This is a genomic window from Catellatospora paridis (assembly GCF_009720365.1).
GTDB lineage: Bacteria > Actinomycetota > Actinomycetes > Mycobacteriales > Micromonosporaceae > Catellatospora > Catellatospora paridis.
Genome location: NZ_WBZD01000038.1, coordinates 85,698 through 107,772, shown reverse-complemented (window position 1 = coordinate 107,772; position 22,075 = coordinate 85,698). Strand labels below are relative to the sequence as shown.

Annotated in this window: 20 protein-coding genes; 10 read left to right on the top strand and 10 right to left on the bottom strand. The window is 70.7% G+C overall.

Features of this window, described 5'->3' with window-relative positions:
• A complete protein-coding gene (locus tag F9C41_RS36690; protein ID WP_155391449.1) occupies positions 1 to 1,032 on the top strand; it encodes an ABC transporter ATP-binding protein in 1,032 nt (343 codons plus the stop codon).
• Positions 1,016 to 2,056, top strand: a complete 1,041-nt coding sequence (locus F9C41_RS36685; protein ID WP_155391448.1) for an ABC transporter ATP-binding protein — start codon at positions 1,016 to 1,018, stop codon at positions 2,054 to 2,056. Before F9C41_RS36690 ends, F9C41_RS36685 begins: the two co-directional genes overlap by 17 nt.
• 80 nt (positions 2,057 to 2,136) lie before the next feature.
• On the opposite strand, the gene purH is transcribed toward F9C41_RS36685, so the two are convergent.
• Positions 2,137 to 3,711 (bottom strand): bifunctional phosphoribosylaminoimidazolecarboxamide formyltransferase/IMP cyclohydrolase, encoded by a 1,575-nt coding sequence (purH, locus tag F9C41_RS36680; RefSeq protein WP_155391447.1) that lies wholly within the window; start codon positions 3,709 to 3,711, stop codon positions 2,137 to 2,139.
• Between the two features lie 178 nt (positions 3,712 to 3,889).
• Positions 3,890 to 4,495 (bottom strand): phosphoribosylglycinamide formyltransferase, encoded by a 606-nt coding sequence (gene purN, locus F9C41_RS36675; RefSeq protein WP_155391446.1) that lies wholly within the window; start codon positions 4,493 to 4,495, stop codon positions 3,890 to 3,892.
• A gap of 189 nt (positions 4,496 to 4,684) precedes the next feature.
• On the opposite strand from purN, the gene F9C41_RS36670 reads away from it, so the two are divergent.
• Together F9C41_RS36670 and F9C41_RS36665 are read left to right on the top strand one after the other, a co-directional pair.
• The gene (locus F9C41_RS36670) at positions 4,685 to 5,692 is read left to right on the top strand and encodes a hypothetical protein (RefSeq protein WP_155391445.1); all 1,008 of its coding nucleotides are present in this window, start codon (positions 4,685 to 4,687) and stop codon (positions 5,690 to 5,692) included.
• 134 nt (positions 5,693 to 5,826) lie between these two features.
• Positions 5,827 to 6,111, top strand: a complete 285-nt coding sequence (locus tag F9C41_RS36665; protein WP_155391444.1) for a CD225/dispanin family protein — start codon at positions 5,827 to 5,829, stop codon at positions 6,109 to 6,111.
• A gap of 7 nt (positions 6,112 to 6,118) precedes the next feature.
• On the opposite strand, the gene F9C41_RS36660 is transcribed toward F9C41_RS36665, so the two are convergent.
• Complete coding sequence (locus F9C41_RS36660) at positions 6,119 to 7,846, bottom strand: cell division protein PerM (RefSeq protein ID WP_155391443.1); 1,728 nt, start codon at positions 7,844 to 7,846, stop codon at positions 6,119 to 6,121.
• A 124-nt stretch (positions 7,847 to 7,970) separates the two neighbouring features.
• Here F9C41_RS36660 and F9C41_RS36655 point away from each other — a divergent pair, with 124 nt between their 5' ends.
• The gene (locus tag F9C41_RS36655; protein WP_269059023.1) at positions 7,971 to 8,309 is read left to right on the top strand and encodes a DUF4190 domain-containing protein; all 339 of its coding nucleotides are present in this window, start codon (positions 7,971 to 7,973) and stop codon (positions 8,307 to 8,309) included.
• 179 nt (positions 8,310 to 8,488) lie between these two features.
• On the top strand, positions 8,489 to 8,722 hold the full coding sequence (locus tag F9C41_RS36645; protein WP_155391442.1) for a hypothetical protein: 234 nt from the start codon (positions 8,489 to 8,491) through the stop codon (positions 8,720 to 8,722).
• 65 nt (positions 8,723 to 8,787) lie between these two features.
• Here the strand turns inward: F9C41_RS36645 and sucD are convergent, their stop codons facing one another.
• From sucD to F9C41_RS36625, 4 genes are all read right to left on the bottom strand, one after another.
• Positions 8,788 to 9,675, bottom strand: a complete 888-nt coding sequence (sucD, locus tag F9C41_RS36640) for a succinate--CoA ligase subunit alpha (RefSeq protein WP_120317043.1) — start codon at positions 9,673 to 9,675, stop codon at positions 8,788 to 8,790.
• Positions 9,676 to 9,681: 6 nt separating this feature from the next.
• Complete coding sequence (sucC, locus tag F9C41_RS36635) at positions 9,682 to 10,860, bottom strand: ADP-forming succinate--CoA ligase subunit beta (RefSeq protein WP_155391441.1); 1,179 nt, start codon at positions 10,858 to 10,860, stop codon at positions 9,682 to 9,684.
• Positions 10,861 to 11,094: 234 nt separating this feature from the next.
• Positions 11,095 to 11,778: a hypothetical protein gene (locus F9C41_RS36630; protein WP_155391440.1), complete on the bottom strand. Its 684-nt coding sequence runs from the start codon at positions 11,776 to 11,778 to the stop codon at positions 11,095 to 11,097.
• A gap of 307 nt (positions 11,779 to 12,085) precedes the next feature.
• Complete coding sequence (locus tag F9C41_RS36625; protein WP_120317046.1) at positions 12,086 to 12,493, bottom strand: cobalamin B12-binding domain-containing protein; 408 nt, start codon at positions 12,491 to 12,493, stop codon at positions 12,086 to 12,088.
• A 350-nt stretch (positions 12,494 to 12,843) separates the two neighbouring features.
• Here F9C41_RS36625 and F9C41_RS36620 point away from each other — a divergent pair, with 350 nt between their 5' ends.
• Positions 12,844 to 13,551: a M23 family metallopeptidase gene (locus F9C41_RS36620; protein WP_230690277.1), complete on the top strand. Its 708-nt coding sequence runs from the start codon at positions 12,844 to 12,846 to the stop codon at positions 13,549 to 13,551.
• Between the two features lie 274 nt (positions 13,552 to 13,825).
• The gene (locus F9C41_RS36615; RefSeq protein WP_155391439.1) at positions 13,826 to 14,626 is read left to right on the top strand and encodes a M23 family metallopeptidase; all 801 of its coding nucleotides are present in this window, start codon (positions 13,826 to 13,828) and stop codon (positions 14,624 to 14,626) included.
• A 146-nt stretch (positions 14,627 to 14,772) separates the two neighbouring features.
• Here the strand turns inward: F9C41_RS36615 and pcrA are convergent, their stop codons facing one another.
• The gene (gene pcrA / locus F9C41_RS36610; protein ID WP_407924772.1) at positions 14,773 to 17,235 is read right to left on the bottom strand and encodes a DNA helicase PcrA; all 2,463 of its coding nucleotides are present in this window, start codon (positions 17,233 to 17,235) and stop codon (positions 14,773 to 14,775) included.
• A 188-nt stretch (positions 17,236 to 17,423) separates the two neighbouring features.
• Here pcrA and F9C41_RS36605 point away from each other — a divergent pair, with 188 nt between their 5' ends.
• A complete protein-coding gene (locus tag F9C41_RS36605; RefSeq protein ID WP_155391438.1) occupies positions 17,424 to 19,268 on the top strand; it encodes a bifunctional metallophosphatase/5'-nucleotidase in 1,845 nt (614 codons plus the stop codon).
• 210 nt (positions 19,269 to 19,478) lie between these two features.
• Entirely contained in the window at positions 19,479 to 19,796 is a 318-nt protein-coding gene (locus F9C41_RS36600) for a chorismate mutase (RefSeq protein WP_269059024.1), read from the top strand.
• Between the two features lie 236 nt (positions 19,797 to 20,032).
• Here F9C41_RS36600 and F9C41_RS36595 read toward each other — a convergent pair whose 3' ends face one another.
• Both F9C41_RS36595 and F9C41_RS36590 read right to left on the bottom strand, forming a co-directional pair.
• The gene (locus F9C41_RS36595; RefSeq protein ID WP_155391436.1) at positions 20,033 to 21,040 is read right to left on the bottom strand and encodes an ABC transporter ATP-binding protein; all 1,008 of its coding nucleotides are present in this window, start codon (positions 21,038 to 21,040) and stop codon (positions 20,033 to 20,035) included.
• Positions 21,033 to 22,070 carry an ABC transporter ATP-binding protein gene (locus F9C41_RS36590; protein ID WP_155391435.1) on the bottom strand — a complete coding sequence of 346 codons (1,038 nt, stop codon included), beginning with the start codon at positions 22,068 to 22,070 and terminating at the stop codon, positions 21,033 to 21,035. Before F9C41_RS36590 ends, F9C41_RS36595 begins: the two co-directional genes overlap by 8 nt.
• Positions 22,071 to 22,075 lie beyond the last annotated feature (5 nt).

The window sequence follows — 22,075 nt, the reverse complement described above, 5'->3', positions numbered from 1 at the left end:
ATGACCGACATCCACGTCAGCTCCTCCCCCACCGGCAGCGGCGGTCGCCACCTGCTTGAGGTGAAGGACCTCTACGTCGAGTTCCACACCCGCGACGGCGTCGCCCGCGTGATCAACGGCGTCTCGTACCATCTCGACCCGGGTGAGACCCTGGCCGTGCTGGGTGAGTCGGGCTCCGGCAAGTCGGTGACCGCGCAGGCGATCATGGGCATCCTGGACATGCCGCCGGCGAAGATCCCCGGTGGGCAGATCCTCTACAAGGGCGAGAACCTGCTCGCCATGTCGGAGGAGAAGCGCCGGCAGGTGCGCGGCAAGGAGATCTCCATGATCTTCCAGGACGCGCTCTCCGCCCTGAACCCGGTCTTCCCGGTGGGCTGGCAGATCTCCGAGTCGCTGCGCACCCGCGCCGGCATGTCCCGCAAGGACGGGCTGAAGCGGGCCGTAGAGCTGATGGACCTGGTCAAGATCCCGGCGGCCAAGGCCCGGATCAAGGATTACCCCCACCAGTTCTCCGGCGGTATGCGCCAGCGCGTCATGATCGCGATGTCGCTGGCCATGGACCCCAAGGTCCTCATCGCGGACGAGCCGACCACCGCGCTCGACGTGACCGTGCAGGCCCAGATCATGGACCTGCTGGGCGACCTGCGCCGGGACCTCAACATGGGCCTGATCCTGATCACGCACGACCTGGGCGTGGTCGCCGACGTCGCGGACCGCATCGCGGTCATGTACGCGGGCCGCATCGTCGAGCACGCGGACGTGCGCAGCGTCTACAAGCACCCGGCGCACCCCTACACCGAGGGCCTGCTCGACTCGATCCCGCGGCTCGACTCCAAGGGCACCGAGCTGGCCACCATCAAGGGCCTGCCGCCGAACCTGATGCGCCCGCCGACGGGCTGCGCGTTCCACCCGCGCTGCAAGTACGCCAAGGCGGTCTGCACCACCGAGACACCCCGCTCGCTGGACCTCGGCCACGGCCGGACCAGCGCGTGCCACTTCGCTAAGGAGATGCTCGATGGCACACTCCGCTGAGAACGTCACGGCCTCCCGGCCCGCCGGTGAGCCGCTGCTGCGGGTCGAGAACCTGGTCAAGCACTTCCCGATCACCCAGGGCATCCTCTTCAAGAAGAAGGTCGGCGCGGTCAAGGCGGTCGACGGGGTCAGCTTCGAGCTGCACCGCGGCGAGACGCTGGGCATCGTGGGCGAGTCGGGCTGCGGCAAGTCGACGCTGGCCAAGCTGCTGATGCGGCTGGAGACGCCGACCGCGGGCCGGGCCATGCTCAAGGGCAAGGACATCTTCAAGGTGTCCGGCTCCGAGCTGCGCCGCATGCGCCGAAACATCCAGATGGTGATGCAGGACCCGTACACCTCGCTGAACCCGCGGATGACCGTCGGCGACATCATCGGCGAGCCGTACGAGATCCACACCGAGGTGGCACCGAAGGGCGACCGCCAGCGCCGGGTGCAGGAGCTACTGGAGCTCGTGGGCCTCAACCCCGAGCACATCAACCGCTACCCGCACCAGTTCTCCGGCGGACAGCGCCAGCGCATCGGCATCGCCCGCGCACTGGCCCTCAAGCCCGAGATCATCGTCTGCGACGAGCCGGTGTCCGCGCTGGACGTGTCGATCCAGGCCCAGGTCATCAACCTGCTGGAGAAGCTGCAGGGCGAGCTGGACCTGTCCTACATCTTCATCGCGCACGACCTGTCCGTGGTGCGGCACATCTCCGACCGGGTCGGCGTCATGTACCTCGGCAAGATGGTCGAGGTCGGCACCGACGCGGAGATCTACGAGCGGCCGACCCACCCGTACACCCAGGCGCTGCTGTCGGCGGTGCCGGTGCCGGACCCGGACGCCCGCGCCCACCGCGACGTGATCCGGCTCGTCGGCGACGTGCCGTCGCCGGCCAACCCGCCGTCGGGCTGCCGGTTCCGCACCCGCTGCTGGAAGGCGCAGGAGCGCTGCTCGGTGGAGGAGCCGCTGCTCATCCGCCGCGGCGTGGAACCGCACCCGAGCGCGTGCCACTTCGCGGAGCTGCGGCAGGTCGTCGGCTGACGCCTCCGCCCCGCATGGGCTAAAGCGAAGGAAGGGCACCTTCTCAACGGAAGTTGAGAAGGTGCCCTTCCTTCGTCTTGTCAGTGGGCGAAGTGGCGGGAGCCGGTCAGGTAGAGGGTGATGCCGGCGGCCTTGGCCGCGGCGATGACCTCTTCGTCGCGGATCGAGCCGCCGGGCTGGACGACGGCGGTCACGCCGGCGTCGAGCAGGATCTGCAGGCCGTCGGCGAACGGGAAGAACGCGTCCGAGGCGGCGACCGAACCGCGGGCCCGGTCACCGGCCCGGGAGACCGCCAGGCGGCACGAGTCGACCCGGTTGACCTGGCCCATGCCCACGCCCACGCTGGCCCCGTCCTTGGCCAGCAGGATGGCGTTGGACTTGACGGCCCGGATCGCACCCCAGGCGAACTCCAGGTCGTCGAGCTGCTCGGCCGTGGCGGGCTCGCCCGTGGCCAGCCGCCAGTTGGCCGCGTCGTCGCCGGGCGCGCCGAAGTCGTCGCGGGTCTGCACGAGCATGCCGCCGGACACCTGCCGCAGCTCGACCTTGTTCGGCCGGAACGGCGGGGCGAGCAGCACGCGCAGGTTCTTCTTCGCCGTCAGGATCTCCACCGCCTCCGGCGCGTACGCGGGGGCCACCACGACCTCGGTGAAGATCTCGGCGATCTGCTTGGCCAGCTCCGCGGTCACCTCGGAGTTGACCGCGATGATGCCGCCGTACGCCGAGACCGGGTCGCACGCGTGCGCCTTGGCATGCGCGTCGGCGGCCGAGACCGCGGACACCGCGATGCCGCACGGGTTGGCGTGCTTGATCACCGCGACGGCGTGCACGCCCTCGAAGTCGTGCACGGTGCGCCAGGCGGCGTCGGCGTCGATGTAGTTGTTGTAGGACATCTCCTTGCCGCCGAGCTGCTGCGCGCGGGCCAGGCCGGGCGCGGCGGACGGGTCGATGTACAGCGCCGCCGCCTGGTGCGGGTTCTCCCCGTAACGCAGCACGTTGCTGCGCCACAGGCCGAGCCCGGCGTACTCCGGCCAGGCGAAGCCCTCGGCCGGGGCCGGGGCCAGCTCCTGGGCGCACCAGTTCGCCACCGCGATGTCGTAGTCGGCGATGTCGGCGAAGGCGCGGGCCGCCAGCGCACGGCGCTCGCCCAGCGAGAAGCCGCCGGACTCCAGGGCCGCGGCGATCAGGTGGTAGTCGGCGGGCGAGGTGACCACCGCGACATTGGCGTGGTTCTTGGCCGCCGCGCGCACCATGGCCGGGCCGCCGATGTCGATCTTCTCGATGCACTCGTCCGCGGACGCGCCCGAGGCCACCGTCTCGGTGAACGGGTACAGGTTGGACACCAGCAGGTCGAACGGCTCGATGTCGAGCTCGGTCAGCTGCGCGCGGTGCGTGTCGAGGCGCACGTCGGCCAGCAGGCCCGCGTGCACCCGCGGGTGCAGCGTCTTGACCCGCCCGTCCAGGGTCTCCGGGAAGCCGGTGAGCTCCTCGACCCGGGTGACCGGCGAGCCGGTGGTCTCGATCTGCTGGGCCGTGCTGCCGGTGGAGACGATCTCGACACCGTGCCGCCGCAGCGTCGCGGCGAGGGCCTCCAGCCCGGTCTTGTCCCACACGCTGATCAGCGCGCGTCGAATGGGCTTGCGCTCACCCGTGGTCATGCCTTCTCCTCGCTCCGCTCGTCGAAGGCATGAGCCACCAGCCTGATGATTCGCTCGCCAGGCTCGCTCATGCCTTCTCCTCGCTACGTTCGGGACCGGCCTGAGCCGCCGGCCCCGTGGTCGGCTCGTCGTACGCGGTCCCGCCGTCCCGGCCGGTGACGGCGCGGGATGCGGCCGTTCAGCCGACGATCACTTTCCTGCCGTTGACGGTCCAGCCGTGGCGGGCCATGCGGCCGACGTACTCCACCAGCTGTCCGCGCTCGGCGTCCTTGATGCGCTCGGAGAGGGTGTCCTCGGTGTCGTCGTCGAGCACCGGTACCGCGACCTGCGCGATGATCGGCCCGGTGTCCACACCGCCGTCCACGAAGTGCAGCGTCGCGCCGGCCAGTTTCACCCCGTACTCGACGGCGTCGCGCGGGCCGTGCATGCCGGGGAAGGCCGGCAGCAGCGCGTTGTGGGTGTTGACATAACGTCCGCCGAACCGGTCCAGGAACACCTTGCCCACCAGCTTGAGGAAGCCCGCGCCGATGACGAGGTCGGGCTGGTGCGCCGCGGTCAGGTCGGTGAAGGTTTCGTCCCACTCCTGGCGGGTGGCGAAGTCCGGGACCCGGGCGACGAAGGTGGGCACTCCCGCGGCCTCGGCACGGGCCAGGCCCGCGATGCCGTGGCGGTCCGCGCCGACGCCGACGACGGCCGCCCCGTATGCGGGGTCGGCGCAGGCATCGAGCAGGGCTTGGAGATTGGTACCGGAACCGGAGACCAGGACGACGAGGCGAGCGGTCACCTCTGCACCCTATCGGGCAGCCGCGGCGCTGCTCGCGCCGGGTGCGGCGCGCACTTACGGCGTTTTGCCCGACAAACCCGCAAATAAAGTAGATATTGGGCGAAGAACTGCATTCCAGAACGTGCCGACCCCGCCCGGCCAGCCGGGCGCCGTCGCCCCGCACGCTCTGCCGAACGCGAGGAGCCGATCTTGACGCAACCGCCGAAGCCACCGGAGACGCCGGAGGAGCCGCCGTCCTGGCCGCCGCAGCCGCCGTCGCAGCCGCCGTCGCGCGAGGACCAGCCGCCCGCTCCGCCCTCGCCCGATGTGCCGTCGCCGCCGAGCGAACCGGTTCCCGCGCCCCCCGAAGGCGCCACCTGGCGGCCCGAGCCCGAACCGGTCTCCCCGGCCGCCGGCCCGGCGTACGAGCCGGAACCGCCGTCCGCGCCCGAACCCGCCGCGCCGTCGACCGGCGCACCGGGCACCGCGGGCGGGGTCTGGCCGGAGCCCCCGGCCAGCCCGGAGCCGCCGACCAGCGTGGACAACCCGTTCAACCCGCCGCCCGCGCCGGAGTTCGCGCCACCGGCCGCCATGAGCGACCCGACCGCGCCCACCCCGCCGACGCCGCCGATCCCGCCGTCGCCGCCCACGCCGCCCGGCCCGCCGCCACCGATGCCGCCGGTGCCCCCTCCGCCGTCGATCGGAGCGAGCACGCCCACGCCGCCGGGCTGGCCCGAGCCCGCGGAGCAGCCGTACCCGGCGCCTGTGCCGCCTCCCCCGCCGGTGCCCGATCCCTACGGCTCGGGCGGCGGGACGGTGTACGGCTCGTCCGGCACCCCGCTGCCGCCACCACCACCGCCGCCGCCCTCGATCGGGGGACCGCCGCCGCCACCGCCGCTGGGTCCCGCCCAGGGCACCGTCTACCAGAAGGCGGGCGGGCAGAACAACCTGTTCGGCTGGATCGCGCTGGCCTGCGGCATCATCGGCACCGGTTGCTGCTGCTGTCCCTGGATCAACGGCGCCCCGTTCCTCGGCGGCATCCCGGCGGTCATCCTCGGCGCCATGCACCTCAACAAGGTGAAGAAGGGCGCGGCATCGATGTCGTGGCTCGGCTGGGTCGCCATCGCGCTGGGCGTCATCGCCATGATCGCCGCGATCTGCGGCATCGCGACCGGCTGGCAGGACCGGATCTACGACCAGTACCAGCAGTTCAACTGATCCACTCGTATCGACCGGTGGGACAGCTGTTATCAGCTGTCCCACCAGTCACATCCGTCACAGCTTGCTATTAGACTCCGCACGTTTGGCAACGGCTCACTCCGAGCCACCACCCCGACACCCCTGGAGTCTCCATGACCTACGGTTCCCAGCAGCCGCAGATCGACAACAACCTGACGATGTCGATCGTCTCGATCTTCCTGTTCTGGCCGCTGGCCATCCCGGCCATCATCAACGCCAACAAGGTCAACCCGCTGCTGCAGGCGGGCGACTACGCGGGCGCCCAGGCCGCAGCGGCCGAGTCCAAGAAGTGGTCGAAGCTCGCCCTCATCATCGGCGGCATCGGCTGGGCCCTCGGCTGCGTCTGCTGCGCCCTGCAGGTCTTCGTGCTCGGCGCCAACGGCGCCGCGGGCATGTGACCAGCCGTCACTGCACCAGCTGACGGGCGGTCCGCACGGCGGGCCGCCCGTCGGTCTCTTTCCGCAGACCGTGCACCGCCCAGGACCCGGCGACCCCGAGCAGACCACCGAGCGCCACCACCAGCGCCCCCATCGCCGCGACCTGCCACACCACCGGTCCGGTGCGCACCGGACCGGTCACCGGCAGCACCCCGCCGGACGCGTACGCCGCGGCGGCCAGCAGCGCCCCGGCCACCACTGCGGCGGTCAGCGTCGAGCCGCACAGGCGCAGCCATCGAGGCTGCGGCGTGAGCACGTCGCCGAGCCGGGACCGGCGCGGGCGCAGCCGCCGCCGTGCCATGAGCACCGCCGCGGCCACGCCGCCGAGCAGCGGCAGCACGGTGAGCAGCCATCCCAGCCCCTGGAGCGGGCCGGTCGGCACCCCGGCGAACACCGGCAGGTGGGTCAGCGGCAGGGTGCCCGCGGCGAACCCCGGACCCAGCAGGTAGGAAGCCGCCCAGACGGCGAAGTTCGGCCCGTACACCAGGCTCAGCAGGGTCAGCCCGGCCTGGCCGAACACGCCGGTGGAGAACCCGGCGAGGTCGTGGGTGGCCTGTGTCCCGTTCATCGCCACCGCGAGGCCCACCGCGCCCGCGCCGACCGCCAGCACCAGCAGTGCGGCGACCACGCCGGCCCGTACGCCGTCGCGCAGCACGACCGGCGTGCGCCGGGCCAGCCGGCGCAGCACCCCGCCGCTGCGCAGCACCCCGACCGCGCCCCCCACCGCGCCCAGCACCACGAAGTGCAGCCCGGCGCGCCACGGCGTCACGAACAGTCCCGGCCCGTCGGCCAGCGCGGCGGCGAGCACCCCGAAGCAGCCGTACACCGCCGCGACGGCCAGCGTGCCCAGCACCGCGTGCCGGATCGACCCGCTGCCCTGGGCTCCCATCGCCCGGGTCGTGTGCACCCCGGCCCGGTTGACCCGCCACAGCGCGAACGCGGTGAGCGCCAGCGGCGCCAGCTCCATCGTGCCCAGCTGACCGTTGACCGGCACGGTGATCGGAACACCGTGCCCGAGCAGCCAGGCGGACAGCACCAGGCGCAGCGACAGCCCCCAGTCCACGGCTCCCTCGGCGGCCCGCGCGGCCACCGTCAGCAGCATCAGCGGCCCGAGCACCAGCAAGGTCGCCCAGCCGGTGTTGACCAGCGCCGCCACCGGCAGCGGCGCCCCCCGCGGGCGCAGCATGCCGGCCGGGCGGCCGCGCGGCAGCAGCACGGTCTCCATGGTGGCGATCTCGTCGTCCAGCGGCTCCCGCGGCACGGGGCGGCTCACGTCGATCTTGACCGTCTCCCGCGCCGCCAGCTGCGCCAGATCGATCTTGACGGTGTCCCGAGTGCCCAGCGCCGGATCGTCAGCGAACCCGCCGGAGCCCGGATCCGCGTCGGCGGCATCGCGGTGGCTCGCGTCCTCGGCCGCAGCGGGGGCGACGGGGTGGCGGGGGGTGTCCGTTTCGGCGGCGTGGGCGCCGGGGCTCGCGTCGGTGTCCGTTTCGGCCGCGCCGCCGGGCGTGTCGCGGGGGGCGCGCTCCGGTGCGGCGGCATCGTGTTCGGACGGAGCCGGGCCGGACGCGCGGGTCTGCGGCGCGGCGGGACGCGAGCCGTCCCCAGACGACCGCGAATATGCGTCCAAACCCTCGCCGGGCGCAGCGGGCCGCAGCTCAGGCTGCACGCCGAGGGACTCACCTTGCTCCGTCATCAGGCGCTACCTAACCACAAACGAGCCGGGTTGACGATGAACCCTACCCCGTGGCCATTTCGACCCGATATGCGAGTTAGGAGGGATACGCTGCGAACAAGGTCGTTCATCGAGGAGGCTTGTCGTGACCTACACACCGCCACCGCCGTCAGTGCCGCCGCCACCTCCACCGCCGCCGGTGCCGCCACCGCCACCGGGCCCGCCGCCCTACGGGACGCCGTCGGGCATGCCGGGCAAGGGCGGCGACCGCGTGACGCTGTACGGCGTGCTCGGCATCGTCCTGGGCCTCTGCTGCTGCGGCCTCATCGGCCTGGTCCTGGGCTGGCTGTCGGTGAAGGAGGCGCAGAAGGTCGGCAAGAAGCCGACGCTGGGTTACATCGCGATGGCCGTCGGTGTCATCGGCATCATCTGGAACATCATCTACGGCATCCGCTACTCCAGCGGCGGGATGAAGTTCAACTGAACTAGTCGGGATAGGGGAAACCCATGACGAACGACCCGCTGCCGCCCTATGAGCCGCCGCCGGTGACCCCTCCACCGGCGCCACCGCCGCTCAACCCGCCGCCACCGCCACCGCCGCCTCCGCCTCCGCCTCCGCCGTACGGCGTGACGCCGGGACCGAGCGGCGGCAAGGACCTGGCGATGATCTACGGAATCATCGGCATCGTCGTCGCCGTGTTCTGCTGCGCGCCGCTGGGCATCCTGTTCGGCTGGCTGTCCATGAAGGAGGCCCGGGAACGGGGCGCGGACCAGACGCTGGGCAAGGTCGCCTTCTGGCTCGGCATCGCGTTCACCGCGCTGGCGGTGATCGGCGTGATCCTGGCCTGCGTCGCCGGCGCGTTCAGCGGCAACATGTACAACCACCGCGGCTACTGACCCAAACGAACGGTGGGCGTCCTCCCGACCTGGGAGGACGCCCACCGTTTCACGTGCGTACGGCCTCAGCGGCCGGACATGACCTCGCGCATCAGGCGAGCGGTCTCCGACGGCGTCTTGCCGACCTTGACCCCGGCCGCCTCCAGCGCCGCCTTCTTGGCGTCGGCGGTGCCGGACGAGCCCGAGATGATCGCACCCGCGTGGCCCATGGTCTTGCCGGGCGGGGCGGTGAAGCCGGCGATGTAGCCGACCACCGGCTTGGTCACGTGCGCCTTGATGAACTCGGCCGCCCGCTCCTCGGCGTCGCCGCCGATCTCACCGATCATGACGATGGCCTCGGTCTCCGGGTCGTCCTGGAAGGCCGCGAGCGCGTCGATGTGCGTGGTGCCGATGATCGGGTCGCCGCCGATGCCCACGGCGGTCGAGAAGCCGATGTCCCGCAGCTCGTACATGAGCTGGTAGGTCAGCGTGCCGGACTTCGACACCAGGCCGATGCGGCCGGAGCCGGCGATGTCGGCCGGGATGATGCCCGCGTTGCTGGCGCCCGGGGACGCGACGCCGGGGCAGTTCGGACCGATGATCCGGGTCTTGTTGCCGGTCTCCACCGCGTGCGCCCAGAAGGCGGCGGTGTCGTGCACCGGCACACCCTCGGTGATCACGACGGCCAGGCCGATGCCCGCGTCGATCGCCTCGACGACGGCGTCCTTGGTGAACGCCGGCGGCACGAAGATGACGGTGACGTCCGCGCCGGTCTCCTTCATCGCGTCGGCCACCGAGCCGAACACGGGCACCGCGGTGCCGTCGAAGTCGACCGAGGTGCCCGCCTTGCGCGGGTTGACGCCGCCCACGATCTGGGTGCCCGCGGCCAGCATGCGGCGGGTGTGCTTGGAGCCCTCGGAGCCGGTCATGCCCTGGACGATGACCTTGGAGTCCTTGGTGAGCCAGATAGCCATGTCAGATCACTTCCCAGCCGCAGCGAGCTCGGCGGCGCGCTTGGCGGCGCCGTCCATGGTGTCCACCCGCTGCACGAGCGGGTTGTTCGCGCTGTCGAGGATCGCTCGACCGGCCTCGGCGTTGTTGCCGTCGAGGCGTACGACCAGCGGCTTGGTCACGGACTCGCCGCGACCCTCCAGCATGGCCAGCGCCTGCACGATGCCGTTGGCGACCGCGTCGCACGCGGTGATGCCGCCGAAGACGTTGACGAACACGCTCTTCACGGCCGGGTCGGACAGCACGATCTCCAGACCGTTCGCCATGACCTCCGCGGACGCGCCGCCGCCGATGTCGAGGAAGTTCGCGGGCTTGACCCCACCGAACTGCTCACCGGCGTACGCGACCACGTCCAGGGTGGACATGACCAGGCCCGCGCCGTTGCCGATGATGCCGACCTCGCCGTCGAGCTTGACGTAGTTGAGGTCCTTGGCCTTGGCGGCCTGCTCCAGCGGGTCGACCGCGGCCTTGTCCTCCAGCGCCTCGTGGTCGGCGTGGCGGAAGCCGGCGTTCTCGTCCAGCGTCACCTTCGCGTCCAGACACAGCACCTTGCCGGAGCTGATCTTCGCGAGCGGGTTGACCTCGACCAGCGTCGCGTCCTCGGCCCGGAAGGTCTGCCACAGCTTGATCGCGATGTCCACGACCTGGTCGGCGACCTCGGCCGGGAAGTGGCCGGCGGTGACGATCTCACGCGCCAGCGCCTCGTCGACGCCGCGATTGGCGTCGATCGCGATCTTCGCGACCTTGTCCGGCTGCTCCTCGGCGACGGTCTCGATCTCCATGCCGCCGGCGACGCTGGCGATGCACAGGAAGGTGCGGTTCGCCCGGTCCAGCAGGTAGGAGAAGTAGTACTCCTCGACGATGTCGGCCGTCTCGGCCAGCATCACCTTGTGGACCGTGTGGCCCTTGATGTCCATGCCAAGGATGTCGTTCGCGCGGTCGTACGCCTCGGTCGCATCGGCGGCGAGCTTGACGCCGCCGGCCTTGCCGCGGCCGCCGACCTTCACCTGCGCCTTGACGACGACCCGGCCGCCCAGGCGCTCGGCGATGGCGCGGGCCTCCTCCGGGGTCTCGGCGACGCCACCGGCGAGCACGGGCAGACCGTGCTTCTCGAAGACATCGCGCCCCTGGTACTCGTACAGGTCCACCGATACCTCTTCGTGTCCAGCCCATGGCGTCGCGGGCTGGACGCCCGCTGCGACGCGTAGGGACCATTGCCCATCCTCCGCTGGCTGGGCCTTCCGCGCAGCCTAACGGTCGGTCAGCGCAACGTATCGGCACGACCGCCCGGTGTGCCCAACTGCACACCGGGCGCCGTCCGCCGCCGGCCCGGCCCGGCCCGAATGCCGCCGTGCGGCGCCGGACGGCGCGTCGGCGGGGGCTCAGCCGAGCATCTCGACCGGCACCCGGCCCGCGGCCTGGTAGCGCAGCGCGGCCAGGAGTTCGGCCGGGGTGCCCGGGGCCGCGGCGACCGGCACGTGGATGTTGGTGCCCAGCTTCTTCATCCGCCGCCGCTGTGCGACGGCGGTACCGGCCCGGTTCTCCACGTTGCCCTGCTTCGCGAGGTTGAACTGGGGTTCGATGCGGGCGTCGCGGGGCTTCACGCACAGCTGCGGGCCGTGCCAGTTGCGCACGTACACCGACTCGACGTCCGCCCAGGGCAGGTGCAGCACCCGGGCCTTGTCGAGGAAGGGCCTGACGTACACCCCGTCGGCGTCGGCGGCGAGCTGCACCGGGCGCAGCTGGCGCCCGGCCGAGATCGGCAGCCACGCCAGCAGGCCCAGCACGAGCACGAGCGCGCCGAGCCCGAGCATGCCGCTGTTCACGTCGCCGTACTTGGCGCTGTGCACCGTCTCCTGGGCGTGCAGCAGCAGGTACGTCCCGGTGGGGAGCATGAAGAGGGCGAGCAGGATCATCAACACGAGTTCGCCGCGGCGGTGCGCGAGCAGATGCCGCCAGGTGCCGGCGAGCTGCACCGTCACCGGCAGGCCCGCCGGGATGAGCTGCCGCAACGTCGGGACGGCTGCGGGGGCGGGGGTGCCCGCCGTGGGGTCAGGGCTGGTCATGGCGCGTGAACCTAGCAGCCCGTCACTCTTTTCGGTGACCCTGTGCATGCCCGTAACCCCGGCCACCGGCCGTCGTTGAGTCTGATGTCAGAGAGCTGAGGCCGGAACGGCCGAGGCAGGATGACACAAACGGCCGATGCCCTGTCGGTCGAGGGGTGGCGGCGGGGCATCGTGCATAGAGGAGCCGGACGTGTGAGGGGTGCGTCCGGCTCCTCCCTTTCTGCGTATCCGTGTGAGGTCGTCCGGAGCACGCACGCACCCCCGAGCCGGTCCGGCGCGGGGGTGCGGATTTATCAGGGGTATGAGGTCAGGCAGGCTGCGCGGTCGCCACGTTGGCCCGCACCCAGTCCACGATGGCGTGGGTCGTCGCCCCGGGCGTGAACACCTTGGCCACGCCGAGCCGTTCCAGCTCGGGGATGTCCGCGTCGGGGATGATGCCGCCGCCGAACACCACCATGTCGCCGGCGCCGCGCTCGCGCAGCAGCTCGACGACCCGCGGGAAGAGGGTCATGTGCGCGCCGGACAGCACGGACAGGCCGACCGCGTCGGCGTCCTCCTGGATCGCGGTCTCCACGATCTGCTCCGCGGTCTGGTGCAGGCCGGTGTAGATGACCTCCATACCCGCGTCGCGCAGGGCTCTGGCCACCACCTTCGCGCCCCGGTCGTGCCCGTCGAGCCCGGGCTTGGCGACGACCACGCGAATACGAGTGCCCATCAGTGCTCACCTCTCCGCCGTACTGACCTTAACGAACGGTAACCCACCCACCGGCGTTCACTGCCAGCGGTCCAGCGGTCTCTGTCCGCGACACCTATATATACGCGCTGCCCCGCGCATCACTACTCTCCGTAGGTCTCGCATTCCCGACAAATAGTGTTGCTATCGGGTAAGTCGGGCCGGACAGTCGCACACATAGCGAAGAGATGCCGGACAGGAGCTTGTGCCTACCCCTACGGGTTGGTTAAGTTGTGCCGCAGCGCAAGGACAAAACCCGAAGATGTGCCATCCAAAAATGGGTGACAGAGCGTCGCGGCAACCAGCGGCGCCACCGATGACGGAGGCTGTACGTGCAATACAGGCCAACACTGTTACGGGAGGGTGACCGCTACCGCGGCCGCCGACGGGCTCCCGCCCCGCCCCGCAGCAGATACCTTGCTGTAGTCACGACCGCTTTCGTCGGTGCAGGGGTTGTCGCCTTCGGTGCCGGAGCCGGCATCAAGGACGCGAAGACCGACGCTCTCGTCGGCGACACCGCCGCCTCCGAACTCAGCGGGGCCCGCCTCGAAGCCGCCGAACGCGCAGGCCGTGGCGAGGACCGTTCGCTCAGCACCTCGATCGCCCAGTCCCCGAACGCCTGGGTCCTGCCGAACCACGACTACCGCCTGACCTCCCTGTTCGGTCAGCGCTGGGGCAAAGCGCACAAGGGCGTCGACATCGCCGTGCCCGAGGGCACGCCCGTCGCCGCGATGCACGAGGGCATCATCGTGCTGGCCCGCTACAACGGCGGCTACGGCAACCACGTGATCATCGACCACGGCAACGGCCTGAAGACCACGTACGGGCACAACAGCCGCGTCATGGTCAAGGAAGGCCAGCGGGTCAAGGCGGGCGACATCATCGCCATCTCCGGCAGCACAGGCCACTCCACCGGTCCGCACGTCCACCTCGAGATCCACGTGAACGACGTGGCGGTGAACCCCATCCCGTGGTTCAAGTCGCACGGCGTCGACCTCGAATTGGAGATCGAACAGGCCTACGACGGCTCGGTGAGCTGATTTCCTCCGCAAAGCCGCCCGGTATCGCGAGATCCGGGCGGCTTTGTCGTGTTCTGCTGCGCCCGGCGGTGGCCCCGGTCACCGGAATCCGGTGGCGCACGTCACTCGACCCTGACGGGACTCAGGGTGGGCCCGGGTACGTAAAGGGGACATAACTCCCGAGTGGTACCCGCCCGCATGTCCGATCCGGCTTTTGGCGGGGCTGGCCATACCTGCTTTGACCAGGCAACATAGCTCGAGCCCGTGTCAACGTAGACCCGGAGGTTCCCACCTCATGCAAGGCAGCAGTACCGAACTCCTCAAGGCAGCCCGCGCCCAGTACGACATCGTCAGTGACAAGATCCGAAGCGGCCTCCGCGGCCGCTCGCGTCATGTCGTGGCCGTCGCGGCACTGGCCGGCATCGCGTCTGTAGGCCTGGTCGCAGCCAACATCGACAACGGACCCACCGAGGTCACCCCCGTGGCGGCGACGTCCACGGTCAGCCGCGAGGCGGCGGCGGAACGCGCCGACCGCTCCGCGCGCACCACGGCGAAGACCCAGCTCGCCGCTCCCAAGGCGGCGCCGAAGGCCGCGCCCAAGGCGGTCACGCCCAAGGCGGCCCAGCCCGCGGAGAGCAAGGCGAAGGCCGGCACCTCGGTGCCCAAGGCCAAGGCCGCCGCTCCGGTCCAGGTCCGCCCCACCTGGGGCAGCCCCATGCCGGGCGCTCCGGTCACCTCCTGCTTCGGTCAGCGCTGGGGCGTCCTGCACGCCGGCGTCGACCTCGCCGAGCCCGCCGGCACCCCGATCCGCGCGGTCGGCCCCGGCACCGTGTTCAGCAACGGCTGGGCCTACAGCGGCTACGGCATCTCCGTGGTCGTCGACCACGGCGACGGCTACTTCACCCACTACGCCCACATGAGCCGCGACGCGGTGCAGATCGGCCAGAAGGTGAAGGCCGGCGACCTGCTCGGCTACGAGGGCTCCACCGGTGACTCCACCGGCCCCCACCTGCACTTCGAGGTGCACAAGGGCATGTGGAACCAGATCGAGCCGAGCGCGTGGCTGAAGGCCCGCGGCGTGCCGATCAACTGCTGACCCGCACTCCCGGACGTCGGTGCGCCACCGCGCACCGGCGTCCCCCAGCGGAAACCCCACCCCCCGACACGTGTGGGCCCGGATCACCAGATCCGGGCCCACACGTGTATCCACCCACCGCCGCCACGCCGATGATCGGCGTGGGCTCAGATCTTCTCCAGGGGGGCGTGGCGGAGGACCAGCCAGAGGACCTGGTCGCCGAAGTCGACCTGCACCTGGGCCCGCGCCCCCGCGCCCTGCACGGCGAGCACCCGGCCCAGGCCGTAGCGCTGATGGTTGACCCGGTCGCCGGCCGACAGCGACGGCGCCCCGGCGAGATCGCTCGCGGTGGCCAGCTTGCTCGGGTCAATGCCGATCTTGCTCGCGAGCGCCGCGGCCCGCGCGGTGCCGCCCACGAAGGTGCCGCTCCCCCGCTCCTGCGCCCGCTCCCGGCCGCCGATGCCGCCGCCGCGCGAACCCCAGGAGGTGTACGCCCCCTCGGTGCGCTTCCAGTCGAGCAGCTCCGGCGGCAGCTCCTCGAGGAAGCGCGACGCCGGGTTGTACTGCGGCTGCCCCCAGGCCGAGCGGGTCACCGCCCGGGACAGGTAGAGCCGGCGGCGGGCGCGGGTGATGCCGACATAGGCCAGCCGCCGCTCCTCCTCCAGCTCCTTGACCTCACCCAGCGACCGCAGGTGCGGGAAGACCCCGTCCTCCAGGCCGGTGAGGAAGACCACGGGGAACTCCAGGCCCTTGGCGGTGTGCAGGGTCATCAGCGTGACCACGCCCTGATAGCTCGGCTCGTCCACGCCGGCGCCCTCGGGCGCCGTGCCAGGCGACGCAGGCACCTGGTCGGCGTCGGCCACCAGCGCGACCTGCTCCAGGAAGCCGGCCAGGGTGGGCGTCTCGTCGGCCGCGGCGGTGCGCTCGGCGTACTCCCGGGCCACGCTGACGAGTTCCTGCAGGTTCTCGACCCGGCCCTCGTCCTGCGGGTCGAGGCTCTCCTCCAGCTCCGAGAGCAGGCCGGACTGGGTCAGCAGCAGCTCCAGCACCTGCTCCGGCGGCGCGGTGCGGGCCAGCTCGCGCGCGGAGTCCATCATGGCCAGGAAGTCGCCGATCGAGTTGACCGCGCGGGTCGAGATGCCCGGCGCTTCCGCGGCCCGGCGCAGCGCGGCCCCGAAGGAGACCCGGTCACGCGCGGCCAGCGCCTCCACGACAGCCTCGGCGCGGTCGCCGAGACCCCGCTTGGGGGTGTTGATGATGCGGCGCATGCTGACCGTGTCGTCCTCGTTGGACACCGCCCGCAGGTAGGCCAGCGCGTCGCGGACCTCCTTGCGCTCGTAGAAGCGCACCCCGCCGACGACCTTGTAGGGCAGGCCGAGCCGGATGAAGATGTCCTCGAAGACCCGGGACTGGGCGTTGGTGCGGTAGAACACCGCCACGTCGCCGGGCCGGGCCGACTCGGCGTCGGTGAGCCGGTCGATCTCTCGGGCCACCCAGTCGGCCTCGGCGTGCTCGTTGTCGGCGACGTATCCGACGATCTGCTCGCCCGCGCCCTGGTCGCTCCACAGCCGCTTGGGCTTGCGGTCGCTGTTGCGGTCGATGACCGCGTTGGCGGCCGACAGGATGGTCTGCGTGGAGCGGTAGTTCTGCTCCAGCAGGATGGTGCGCGCCTGCGGGTAGTCCCGCTCGAACTCCAGGATGTTGCGGATGGTCGCGCCGCGGAACGCGTAGATCGACTGGTCCGCGTCACCCACCACGCACAGCTCGCCGGTGTCGCCGACCAGCTCCTTGACCAGCGTGTACTGGGCGTGGTTCGTGTCCTGGTACTCGTCGACGAGCACGTGGCGGAAGCGCCGCCGGTATTTCTCCGTCACCTCGGGTTTGGCCTGCAGCAGGTGCACGGTGCGCATGATGATGTCGTCGAAGTCGAGCGCCTGGGCCTGCTGCAACCGCTGCTGGTAGAGCGTGTAGGCCTCGGCGAGCACTCGCTCGGCGGGCCCGTGCGGGGTGAACGCCTCCGGGTCGACCAGCTCGTTCTTGAGGTTGGACACCTGCGCGGCCAGGCTGCGCGGCGGGTAGCGCTTGGGGTCGAGGTCCAGCTCGCGCGAGACCAGCTGCATCAGCCGGCGCGAGTCGTCCGCGTCGTAGATCGAGAAGGTCGACTTGAGGCCGGCGTGCTCGTGCTCGGCGCGCAGGATGCGCAGGCAGGCCGAGTGGAACGTGGAGACCCACATCATCCGGGCCCGGTTGCCGACCTGGTGCGCCACCCGTTCCCGCAGCTCACCGGCGGCCTTGTTGGTGAACGTGATGGCCAGGATCTCGCCGGGGTGCACGCCGCGGGCAGCCAGCAGGTAGGCGATGCGCTGGGTCAGCACGCGGGTCTTGCCGGAGCCCGCGCCCGCGACGATCAGCAGCGGCGTGCCCTCGTGGGTCACCGCCGCCCGCTGGGGCTCGTTGAGGCCCTCCAGGAGCGCCGCTATACGCGGACCGGAGTCGGTGGGGGCCCGGTCACCCTGGGACGGCCAGGAGCCGCCGGAGGCCTTCTCGGCGGGCGGTTTCACGGTGGCGGGCGTCCCCCCGGGCGCCGTCTCGGACGGTGTCATCTCGGGGAGATCGAAGAGCGCATGCATCGTCTGGAGAGTCTATGCGCCCCCACCGACATCGACCCAGCCCGCCACCGGTGAGCGCGAAACCGGCCCGTAGCGCGACGGTCGCGCAGGTGTCACCGATGCACGGTGGCGCGACAGAAACGCATACGCAAGGATGCCTTCATAAATCATCGCGCACCCCCGCGCGATGCCTACTCTGGAGGCCCCCCATGAATCACCCCCGTTCTCGGGGCTGGGCAGGCACGATGCGGCACCTGGCGCTACCGGCGCTGGCGTTGGCCGTCGTCGCCACGATCCCGCTGAGCAGCGGATCGAGCGCTTCCTCGACCCCCGCGTGGACCCCTCTCACGCCCGTGTCGGTGAACATGGCCGCGGCGGCTCCGGCCGACCACGCGGCGTACGGCAACCTGCTCGCGTTCAACGACTTCCACGGCGCGATCGACGCGCCGACCGGCAGCGGTGCGGCGGTGCTGGGCACCCCCGCGGGCGGTGTCGAATACCTGGCCCACTGGGTCAAGCAGCTGCGCGCCGAGGGCGAGGCGGCGGGCCAGGAGGTCGTGACCGTCGGCGCGGGCGACATGATCGGCGCCACCCCGCTGGTCAGCGCGGCGTTCCACGACGAGCCCACCATCGAGCTGCTCAGCGAGCTCGGCCTGGACGTCAGCTCGGTCGGCAACCACGAGTTCGACGAGGGCGTCACCGAGCTCCAGCGTATGCAGCACGGCGGCTGCCACCCGGTCGACGGCTGCTTCGCCGGTGACGGCTTCGCGGGCGCGGAGTTCCAGTACCTCGCCGCCAACGTCACCGACAAGCGCACCAAGCTGCCCATCCTGCCGCCGGTCGACGTGAAGATCATCGACGGCGTGCCGGTCGGCTTCATCGGCATGACGCTGGAGGGCACCCCGGGCATCGTGAACCCGGCCGGCATCACCAAGGTCGACTTCCGGGACGAGGTCGAGACCGCGAACCTGTGGAGCGGCCTGCTGCGCCTGCTCGGCATCAAGGCGCAGGTGCTGCTGCTGCACGAGGGCGGCCAGCAGGGCGCCACCGGCAACATCTCCACCTGCGACGGGTTCACCGGCGTGATCTCCCCGATCGTGGCCGGGCTGCGCGACGAGATCGGTGTCGTGGTCTCCGGCCACACGCACCGCTTCTACTCGTGCTCGCTGCCCAACAAGTCGGGCAAGCCGGTCGTGGTCACCAGCGCCGGCACCAACGGCCAGCTGGTCACCGACATCACGCTGAACATGGACCGCCGCAGCCGCACCTTCACCTCGATCGAGGCGCACAACGTCGTCGTCGAGAACGGCGTACGCAACGCCGACGGCACCTGGCAGACCACCGCGCCCGGCGTGTTCGTGCGCAACCCCGCCCTGGCCGACCCGGCCGCCAAGACGATCGCGGACAAGTACCGCACCGCCGTGGCGCCGCTGGCCAACCGGATCGTCGGCAGCATCTCCGCCGACATCGTGCGCGACGTCGTGCCCAGCGGCGAGAGCCCGCTCGGCGACGTCATCGCCGACGCCCAGCTGGCCTGGACCGCCTCGGCCGGAGCACAGCTCGCGCTGATGAACCCGGGCGGCATCCGGGCGGCGATCACGTACGCGAACTCGCCCGGTGGCGAGGCCGCGGGCCAGGTGACCTACGGCGAGGCGTTCACCGTTCAGCCGTTCAACAACCTGGTGGTGACCCAGTCGCTGACCGGGGCGCAGCTCGACGCGGTGCTGGAGCAGCAGTTCGCCGGCCACGCCGGGCAGAACACCACCAAGATCCTCCAGATCTCGGCGGGCTTCTCCTACTCCTACGACAGCACCCTGCCGCTGGGCAGCCGGGTCTCCGGCCTGACGCTCAACGGCACGCCGATCGACCCGGCGGCTTCCTACCAGGTGACGACGAACGACTTCCTGGCCAACGGCGGCGACAACTTCACGGCGCTGACCGCGGGCACGGGACGGGTCTACGCGCCCGGGTTCGACGTCGACGCGCTGGTGGCGCACCTGGCCACGGGACCGGTCACCCCCGGTCCGGCCAACCGCATCACCAAGCTCGGCTGACCCGCCACTCGGATAGATCGAGGTCTCACATGATGGTCGACGTGCTTGCGCGGCGAGGTATCCATGGCATACTTGGCAACGTGATCAACCAGGCGTTCTACTTTACCTATGGCTCCGGGAACCCGGCAGTCGTAGGTCGCGCCTGAGCACACAGACCTCACGAAAGCCCCGGGCTCCCAGAGCCCGGGGCTTTCGCCTTTGTCCCGGCCACTGGTGAGCGACAATCCCACTGAGGAGTCCCACATGAGCGCCATCGCCCACGAGACCGGCACCACCGCGCCGGAGGCCGCAACGGAGATCAGCTCGATGCGTGAGCGCATCGACCAGATCGACGCCGCCCTCATCGCGCTGTGGAAGGAGCGTGCCGCGATCTCGCAGCAGGTCGGCAAGACCCGCGTCGCCTCCGGCGGCACCCGCCTGGTGCTCAGCCGCGAGCGCGAGATCATGGACCGCTTCCGCGCCGAACTCGGCCCCGACGGCACCCAGCTCGCCCTGCTCATCCTCCGCGCCGGCCGCGGTCCGCTGTGACATGCTCGCCGGCTACCGCGGCCTTAATCGACGTCATCTTCCGCTGCGCTCCAGCTGACGCCGAGCGGCCGCTACCGCGGGCGACGACGACCTCCTCACCAGGCTGACGCAATCCAGCCCACATGCACAGGGCACCGCCCGCTACGCGGACGGTGCCCTGCTCTATGTTGACCCGGTGGCGGGCGGTCCGGCCGGAGGCTCAACCCCACCTGACCGTTCGCCACCGGGAGACACTCCTACCCCGCGTGCACCACGTCCCGCTCCTGCGCGAAGTGGCATGCGCTCGGGTGCCCCGAGGTGGGGCGGATCTGCAGCAGCGGCGGCTCCGTCGCGCAGATCTCCTGTGCCTTCCAGCACCGGGTACGGAAACGGCAGCCCGACGGCGGGTTGGCCGGCGACGGGACGTCGCCCTCCAACCGGATGACCGCCTTGCGCTGACGCGCCGTGGGGTCCGGCACCGGCACCGCGGACAGCAGAGCCTGCGTGTACGGGTGCGTGGGCCGGATGTAGATGTCGTCGTCGGTGCCGACCTCGACCATCTTGCCGAGGTACATCACGCCCACCCGGTCGGCGATGTGGCGCACCACCGACAGGTCGTGGGCAATGAAGATGTACGACAGGTTGAACTCGTTCTGCAGCTGGTCCAGCAGGTTCATCACCTGCGCCTGGATCGACACGTCGAGTGCCGACACGGGCTCGTCGCAGACGATGACCTCGGGCTTGAGGGCCAGCGCACGGGCGATGCCGATGCGCTGGCGCTGTCCGCCGGAGAACTGGTGCGGGTAGCGGTTGATGTGCTCGGGGTTGAGGCCGACCACGTCCAGCAGTTCCTGCACCTTGCGCCGCCGCTCGCCCTTGGGCGCGACCTCGGGGTGGATCTCGAAAGGCTCCCCGACGATGTCGCCCACGGTCATCCGCGGGTTGAGCGAGGTGTACGGGTCCTGCATGACCAGCTGGATGTTGCGGCGCAGCCGGCGCTGGTCGGCCGGGTTGAGCCGCAGCACGTCCCGCCCCTGGTAGCGCACCTCGCCGGAGGTCGGCTTCTCCAGGTTCATCAGCAGCTTGGCCAGCGTCGACTTGCCACAGCCCGACTCTCCGACGATGCCCAGGGTCTCGCCCTTGTGCAGGTCGAGCGAGACGCCGTCGACGGCCTTGATCTGCCCGATGGTCCGCTTGAAGACGATGCCCTGGCGGATCGGGAAGTGCTTGACCAGGTCGCGTACTTCGAGGATCACTTCACTCACGGCCGTACAGCTCCTCTGCGAAGTGACAGGCGCTGGACCGGACGCCACCCAGCTCGATCAGCGCGGGGCGCTGGGTCGAGCAGATGTCACGCGCCATCTGGCACCGCGGGTGGAACGCGCAGCCCGAGGGGACGCGCAGCAGGTTGGGCGGAAGACCCTTGATGGTGTTGAGCTCCTGGCCCTTGAGGTCCAGGCGCGGCAGCGAGTCCAGCAGGGCCAGCGTGTACGGGTGGCAGGGCTTGCCATACAGGTTGTGCACGTCGGCCTGCTCCACGATCCGGCCCGCGTACATGACCGCGATCCGGTCCGCGACGTCGGCGACCACGCCGAGGTCGTGGGTGATCAGGATCATGCCCATGTTCCGGTCGCGGCGGATCTCCGCCAGCAGGTCCATGATCTGGGCCTGCACCGTCACGTCGAGTGCCGTGGTGGGCTCGTCCGCGATCAGCACCTCGGGGTCGAGAGCCAGCGCCATGGCGATCATGACGCGCTGGCGCATGCCGCCGGAGAACTGGTGCGGGAAGTCCCTCAGGCGCGCCTTCGCCGCCGGGATCTTGACCAGGTCCAGCAGCTCCGTCGCGCGCTTGTAGCCGTCGGCGCGGCTCATGCCCCGCCGCTTGCGGAAGAGCTCGGCGATCTGGAACCCGACCGTGAAGACCGGGTTGAGCGCCGAGAGCGCGTCCTGGAACACCATCGCGATGCCCTCGCCGCGGACCAGCCGTCGCTCATCCTTGCCCATGGTGAGCAGATCCTTGCCGCGGAAGCGGATGGAACCGCCCGTCACGAAGCCCGGCGGGGTGTCGAGGATGCCCATGATGGTCTGCGCCGTCACGCTCTTGCCGGAGCCCGACTCGCCGAGCACCGCCAACGTCTCACCGGCGTCCACGTGGTACGACACACCGTTGATCACCTTGGCCACGCCGTCCCGGGTGCGGAACTCGACGTGCAGGTTCTCGATCTCGAGCAGGTGGCTCGCGGAGCCGCCGTTGACGCCCTGCACCGGCGCCGTTTTCACCTTGATGTCACTCACGACGC